Source organism: Devosia insulae DS-56 (assembly GCF_000970465.2).
Lineage (GTDB): Bacteria > Pseudomonadota > Alphaproteobacteria > Rhizobiales > Devosiaceae > Devosia_A > Devosia_A insulae.
The window spans coordinates 1-1,288 of sequence record NZ_LAJE02000337.1 but is presented as its reverse complement, the minus strand read 5'-3'; the positions used below and the strand labels follow the sequence as shown (position 1 = coordinate 1,288).

Below are 1,288 nucleotides of genomic sequence, written 5' to 3'. Positions count from 1 at the left end.
GGCTCGGAGATGTGTATAAGCGAAAGATATGGCGGTGGAGGGCACATCTTGCCTTCTCCCCTTGGGGGAGAAGGTGCCCGAAGGGCGGATGAGGGGGCCGCGCAACGAAGTGTAGCGCGATCCGAGCGAAGCGAGGAGCGACCGTGTTCGCGGAGAGAACCCCTCATCCGGCCTTCGGCCACCTTCTCCCACAAGGGGAGAAGGCCACCCGTCTACGGTCAGTGCTCATATGCGATAGCCCTCCCCCGCAGGCGGGAGAGGGACGCCGACTGCCAGCCCCCTAACACCCGCCTAATACCCAATCTCGTACGCCCGTCTCACCCAACCACGGAGACGTGACGATGCTTACCCAACTGCTCCTCCCGGTCCTCACTGCCGGCCTCTTGCTGGTGGCCCCGGTGGCCGCCCTCGCCCAGGCGCCGGCCGATAACGACGATGCCGCCCTCGCCTATAGCAAGTGCATGCGCGACAACGGCTATGCCGAGTTCCCCGACCCGACCCCCGGCGAGGGCATGCGCTTTCTCATCACTCCCGGCAGCGCCGCCCGCTTCGAGAAGGCCTCGGCCGCCTGCCACGATCTCGCTCCCGAGGGGATGCGCGGCGAGGGCGTCACCCCCGAGCAGCTCGAGGGCCTGCTCAAGCTTGCCCAATGCGTGCGCGAGCACGGGCTGCCGAACTTCCCGGACCCGAGCGCCGATGGCGGCTTCGATGCCGGCAAGATCGGCGCCGGACCGGACGATCCAAAGCTCCGCGCCGCCATGGATGCCTGCCGCGAGCTGAGCCGTGGCGCCCGGATCATGATCGGCGGATGATCCCCGTTCGCACCATCCTCTCCGGCGGCGCGCTCGCGCTTGCCGCCGGGGCCGTCGCGATCGCGGGCTTTGTGCTGCTGCAGCCGGCGCCTCCATCGGCTGCCCCGAGCGCCGCCCCCATCGCGACGGCCGAGATCACCCTGGGCGAGCTGGTCGACAGCAAGACCGTCACCGGCACGCTCGGCTATAGCGAGCTCACGGCCTTGCGCCCGAGCCTTGCCGGCGCCTCCGCCATGGTCACCGCGCTGGCGCCGGTGGGTGCAATCATCGAGCGGGGTGAAGCGCTCTACGGGCTCGACGGTCAGCCGGCCATCCTGTTTTACGGCACCGTGCCGCAACACCGCACGCTCCGCTTCGAGGCCGATGCCCCGGTCTGGGTCGAGCTCGAACAGAGCAAGGCCGCCGTTGCCGCCGCCGACCTGACCGTGGCGCTCGAAACCCAGCGCCTCGCCGATGCCGAAGCGCGCAGCACGGAC

General features: G+C 69.4%; 1 protein-coding gene and 1 pseudogene. Both read left to right on the top strand.

Translation table 11 applies throughout. The annotated features are described in order from the left end of the window. The first annotated feature begins 341 nt into the window (after positions 1-341). Positions 342-812: a hypothetical protein gene (locus VW23_RS22060; RefSeq protein ID WP_069911652.1), complete on the top strand. Its 471-nt coding sequence runs from the start codon at positions 342-344 to the stop codon at positions 810-812. Continuing rightward, positions 809-1,288: pseudogene (locus tag VW23_RS22055) on the top strand (hypothetical protein); the annotation flags it as partial. The gene VW23_RS22060 and the pseudogene VW23_RS22055, both read left to right, overlap by 4 nt.

What these genes read in the sequence shown, in the direction of transcription:
- VW23_RS22060 (WP_069911652.1), top strand. Translation starts at nt 342, where the DNA reads ATGCTTACCCAACTGCTCCTCCCGGTCCTCACTGCCGGCCTCTTGCTG.